The sequence below is a fragment of the Aneurinibacillus sp. UBA3580 genome, assembly GCF_002375825.1.
Taxonomy (GTDB): domain Bacteria; phylum Bacillota; class Bacilli; order Aneurinibacillales; family Aneurinibacillaceae; genus Aneurinibacillus; species Aneurinibacillus danicus.
Genome location: NZ_DFMZ01000080.1, coordinates 12,376 through 17,763, shown reverse-complemented (window position 1 = coordinate 17,763; position 5,388 = coordinate 12,376). Strand labels below are relative to the sequence as shown.

The window sequence follows — 5,388 nt, the reverse complement described above, 5'->3', positions numbered from 1 at the left end:
GGTACGAAGGAAAAGAGAGAAGAAAACGAGACAATGATTTCAATGTGGAAAAAGGCGACCGCCTTTTTCTTCCCTGAATCTTTTTTTCTCTCTCCTTCTTTCTTTATTTCAGGATTTTCGCAGAAAAAGGGGGAGCGGTGTTGTTCAATTTTGATTGGGATTCACTGTTATATCGGGTTATCGCATTTGTCATCGCTTTTTCTATTCACGAATGGGCGCATGCGTTTGTGGCTTATAAGCTCGGAGACAACACGGCGAAAAACGAAGGGCGCCTGACGCTGAATCCGGTCAGTCACGTCGAACCGTTCGGGATGCTGATGATTCTATTCGGCCCGTTTGGATGGGCGCGCCCGGTGCCGGTCAACATGTTCCATTTTCGCGGCAATCGCCGTTTAGGCATGGTGTATGTGGCTATAGCGGGTCCGTTGACGAATTTGATTCTTGCCATTCTGTTCTTGCAGGTCAATTGGTATTTGCTATCTACAGGCACGCTGAATACATGGCCGCAATGGGCGGCGACACTGGTAGGGAATACGATTGCCTGGAGCTTCGCCATTAATGTGGCGCTGTTTGTATTCAATCTGCTACCGGTAGCCCCGCTGGACGGCTCGAAAATTCTGCGCTATTCTTTGCCGCGCCGATTTGACGGCTTTTTTGAGAGAATGGAGCCGTATGGCACGTTTGTGCTGCTGCTGTTAATCTTTATTCCCGCTCTGGGTTCGTTCGTGCTATACAAGCCATACGAGTGGGTGCAGAACATACTGTTTTCCCTGGTGAGATAGGGAGGTGGATGTTTGATGGGTGTTGACATCAAACTGGATACGTTTGAAGGTCCGTTGGATCTTCTGCTGCATTTGATTGACCGGGCCGAAGTCGATATTTATGATATTCCGGTCGTAGAAATTACCGATCAATATATGAGCCATTTATATATCATGCAGGAGCTGCAACTGGATGTGGCCAGCGAATTTCTTGTCATGGCGGCGACGCTGCTTGCGATCAAGAGCAAGATGCTGCTGCCAAAGCGTGAGGAAGCAATGTATGACGAGTGGGGCATCGAGCCGTATGAAGAAGAGGAAGATCCCCGCGAAGAACTGGTCCAGCGCCTGCTGGAGTATAAAAAATATAAAAAAATCGCGGAAACGTTCCGTGAGCGGGAGAAGGAACAAAGCCGGGTATACACCCGGCCGGCCGAAGATTTGAGCCAGTTCATTCCCGAAGAAGAGAATCCGATTTCGAATGTGACAATCTATGACCTGGTAGATGCTTTGCAAAAAGCGTTCAAGCGTGTAAATCGTAAGGAACAAACGGTGAAGGTGCAGCGTGACGAGATTTCCTTAAAGGATCGTATCGCAGAAATTGATAAACTGCTTACGGTTGCGGGCGGACAGGTGTATTTCTCGCAGCTGTTTACGGAAAAAGAATCGAAAATCGAGATTGTAACAACGTTTCTTGCGCTGCTGGAGATGATGAAAAAGCGGACAGTTGCATGTCAGCAGGACGGGCTGTTTGCAGAGATTGTGGTGTTGCGGATGCAGGAGGATGCGGTATGATTGATGTAGAGCGGTTGAAAGCGATCGTGGAAGGGCTATTGTTTGTAGCGGGGGATGAAGGGATCGAAGCGAAGCAACTGGCTTCCATCCTGGATTTGGAACTTCACGAAGTTGTCGCCCTGATGGACGAGATGAAGAAAGATTACAAAGAGCAGCAGCGCGGGCTGCAGATTGTTGAGATTGCACAGGCATACCAGTTTACGACACGGCCCGAGTTCGCTGAGTATTTCGAAAAGTTGGCCTACACACCATCCTATGCTACGCTGTCTCAAGCAGCGCTCGAGACGCTGGCGATTATCGCGTACAAGCAGCCGATCACGCGCCTTGAGCTTGAAGAAATTCGCGGCGTAAAGTGCGAGAGTTCAATCTCGCGCCTGATAAGCAAGAACCTTATTAAAGAGGTAGGGCGGGCCGATGCGGTGGGCCGGCCAATCCTATACGGAACGACGAAAGAGTTCCTTGAATATTTCGGTCTGCGCAGCTTAGAAGATCTGCCACCGGTGCCTGATTTTTCGGCGGAAGGCGCGGATGTGGAGCAGGAAGCGTATCTGTTTTACAAGAAAGATAAAGACGAGAAATAATGCCCTGAGCAAATAGTCTGCTCGGGGCTTTTTTTACGGATAGAAAGCAGGGAAAAACGGCGAGGCGTATGCCGGCCGTTTGTCTTCTGTGTGGAAAAAGGACGAGCGGCAACGTCCGAGAGTTTTTCTTATTCCACTCATAATTTTGTGGATAAGCCATATACATGTACATAGAAAGAACAGGACAAACCGTCATCCGGGATAAGGGGGAGTAAAGTGAGGAAACTCGTTATTATACTCGTTATTTGTCTGTTGATGCTGCCGCAGCTTACGCAGGCGACGGGACCAGCTCCGCCGCCCGTATCCGCCGAAACAGCCGTGCTCATCGATGTCGCGAGCGGACGCATTCTGGCGGAGAAGCAGGGCGATAAGCGAATGCGCATCGCAAGCCTTACGAAGATTATGACCGCCATCGTCGCCCTTGAGGAAGGGAATAGCCAGGATATCGTCACGACGCCGAACAGTGCCTATGCAAAGGAAGGTTCTTCGATTTACTTGAAACGCGGCGAAAAAATGAAAATGGAAGACATGTTATACGGCCTGATGCTTCGTTCAGGCAATGACGCCGCTGTCGCCATTGCCGAGCACGTGGGGGGATCGATCGAGGGATTTGCCCGGCTAATGAACGAAAAAGCGGAGTACATCGGCATGGAGTCCAGCCATTTTACGAACCCGCACGGACTTGACGACAGTGATAATCATTATTCCACGGCACGGGACATGGCCATCCTTACGGCGTACGCCCTGCGTAACCCGGAATTCCGCAAAATTGTCTCTACTGAGGTCAAACACATTCCATGGGAAGGTGAGCAGTGGGATCGCAAGCTATTAAACAAAAACAAAATGCTGCGTTTGTATAAAGGAGCGGACGGAGTCAAAACCGGCTACACGAAGCTTGCGAAGCGCTGTTTGTCTTCATCCGCGACAAGGGACGGCCAGCAGCTTGCCGTCGTTGTATTGAACGCGCCGCAGGACTGGGACGATTCAATGAGCTGGCTCGACTACGGATTCAGTCAGTATCCCCGCACAGATATTGTCCGTGAGAATGAGCGGGTAGGCGAGGACAAGCAGGAAAATGGCGCGATCGCTTACTACAGCAGCCGCGCGTTCTCTTATCCGCTGACTGCGGAGGAGAAGTCGAAGGTAGGTAAGAGGATTGTACGTAACATCAAGCAGCCATTTCTTGAAATCACACTGGACGATACGGTAATCGGACGGGTGGCGCTCACGCTGGAACAGGAGACAATGGCCCAGGCTATCGGGCACCGCTTCACGTCAAATCTGGAGTCGTTCGTACGAACGATGCTGGAGGGAATATAAATGGTTAATTATATCTGGGCGGGCATGATTTTTATCGGTATCGCTACCGCATTTGTCACGGGAAATGTCGAGGCGGTTAACAAAGCTGTATTTGAAGGAGCAAAAACGGGCGTTACCGTCACCTTCGGTTTAATTAGCATCCTGATATTTTGGATGGGTGTAATGAAAGTAGCGGAAGAGGCCGGCCTCTTGAAGCAGATGGCCCGCCTGCTCGGTCCCATCGCCCGCTGGCTGTTTCCGACGGTGCCGAAAGATCATCCGGCATTTGGCTATATTCTGTCCAACATGGCGGCCAATATCTTTGGATTGGGCAATGCGGCGACGCCGATGGGGATTAAGGCAATGCAGGAGCTGCAAAAGCTTAATCCTGATCCTAATACGGCCACACCTGCAATGTGTACGCTGCTCGCGTTGAATACGGCAAGCATTACCTTGATTCCGACTACCATCATTGCCATCCGTATGAATTACAATTCGGTCAATCCGGCGGAGATTGTCGGTACGACGCTGCTGGCTACGTTTATCGCCACATTCAGCGCAATACTTATCGACCGGTGGTATCAACGAAAGGAGTGGAAGCGGCAGTAATGTATGCACTTGTGACACAGCTATCGACCTGGGCCATTCCACTGCTTCTGTCGTATGTATTGGCGTATGCCCTATACAAAAAAGTGCCGGTATACGATACGTTCACATCCGGGGCAAAAGCGGGCTTCGGAACGGCGATTCGCATCATGCCCCATCTAGTCGGGATGATGGTGGCGATTACCATCTTCCGTGAATCGGGTGCGATGGACCTGCTGCTGAAGACAATTCGCCCGCTGCTTGACCTGATACATTTTCCGGTGGAGGTGCTGCCACTTTCCTTGCTGCGTCCGATTACCGGATCCGGCTCACTTGCGATTACAACCGACTTAATCGCCCAGTATGGACCCGATTCCTATATTGGACGTCTGGCGAGCACGATACAGGGCAGTACAGATACGACACTATATGTGTTGACGGTGTATTTTGGCGCGGTGGCGGTACGGAATACGAAATATGCGCTGAAAGTCGGTTTGCTGTCGGATCTTGTCGGCGTTCTCGCCTCATTGTTTGTCGTCTGGATGGTATTCGGATAAGCTCCCGCTTCTCGTAAGAGACGGGAGCTTTTTGCTTAACATTGTGTCCGGCGGACGAGAGAGGTATGATGGGGGAGGAGGTAGATAAGAAATGGAACGATTGCAAAAAATTATGGCCCAGGCAGGGGTAGCTTCACGGAGAAAGTGTGAAGAATTCATTTTGGCCGGGCGCGTGAAAGTCAATGGGATTGTTGTGCGCGAGCTTGGCTTTAAAGCCGACCCGTTGAACGATGAGATTGAGGTGGACGGCAAAATCATCGCCCGTGAGCGTCCTGTGTACTTTCTATTAAATAAACCGATTGGCTATATTACATCCGTTACTGATCCGCAGGGGAGAAAGACGGTATTGGATTTAATGAATCGGGTGCAGGAGAGGATTTACCCGGTAGGAAGGCTTGACTACGATACGTCCGGCCTGCTGCTCCTCACAAATGACGGCGAGTTCGCCAATCACATCATGCATCCGCGCCATGAGCTGGATAAAGTGTATGAAGCGGTCGTAAAGGGAAGGATGGAAGAAAGGGCGCTTGCACGGCTCCGACAGGGGGTCATGCTTGAAGACGGAATGACCGCGCCGGCTGAAGCGGTCCGGCTTCGCTATCAGGAAAAAGAGGGGACAAGCGTGATTCAACTTACCATTCATGAGGGACGCAACCGTCAGGTGCGGCGGATGTGCGAAGCAGTCGGCCATCCGGTTGTTAAACTGAAGCGTATTCGCCTGGCCTTTCTTACGCTTGATGGTGTGCCGGAAGGAAAATACCGTCCGCTAACGGGAGAAGAAGTTGCACGCCTGACTTTTGCGGTACGAAGGAA

General features: G+C 50.9%; 7 protein-coding genes. All 7 read left to right on the top strand.

Annotation, left to right across the window (positions count from 1 at the left end; all coding sequences use genetic code 11):
- The first annotated feature begins 140 nt into the window (after positions 1–140).
- Positions 141–782, top strand: a complete 642-nt coding sequence (locus B2899_RS12160) for a site-2 protease family protein (RefSeq protein WP_286886115.1) — start codon at positions 141–143, stop codon at positions 780–782.
- A 15-nt stretch (positions 783–797) separates the two neighbouring features.
- Complete coding sequence (locus B2899_RS12155) at positions 798–1,553, top strand: segregation and condensation protein A (protein ID WP_146809098.1); 756 nt, start codon at positions 798–800, stop codon at positions 1,551–1,553.
- Positions 1,553–2,134, top strand: coding sequence for an SMC-Scp complex subunit ScpB (gene scpB / locus B2899_RS12150; RefSeq protein ID WP_146809097.1), 582 nt, complete (start codon positions 1,553–1,555; stop codon positions 2,132–2,134). The genes B2899_RS12155 and scpB overlap by 1 nt, the downstream gene beginning before the upstream one ends.
- 255 nt (positions 2,135–2,389) lie before the next feature.
- On the top strand, positions 2,390–3,454 hold the full coding sequence (locus B2899_RS12145) for a D-alanyl-D-alanine carboxypeptidase family protein (RefSeq protein ID WP_146809096.1): 1,065 nt from the start codon (positions 2,390–2,392) through the stop codon (positions 3,452–3,454).
- On the top strand, positions 3,455–4,042 hold the full coding sequence (locus B2899_RS12140; RefSeq protein WP_146809089.1) for a nucleoside recognition domain-containing protein: 588 nt from the start codon (positions 3,455–3,457) through the stop codon (positions 4,040–4,042).
- Positions 4,042–4,575: a spore maturation protein gene (locus B2899_RS12135; protein ID WP_146809088.1), complete on the top strand. Its 534-nt coding sequence runs from the start codon at positions 4,042–4,044 to the stop codon at positions 4,573–4,575. Before B2899_RS12140 ends, B2899_RS12135 begins: the two co-directional genes overlap by 1 nt.
- 91 nt (positions 4,576–4,666) lie before the next feature.
- Positions 4,667–5,388 (top strand): pseudouridine synthase (locus tag B2899_RS12130; protein WP_286886113.1); only part of this gene is annotated, 722 nt, incomplete at its 3' end.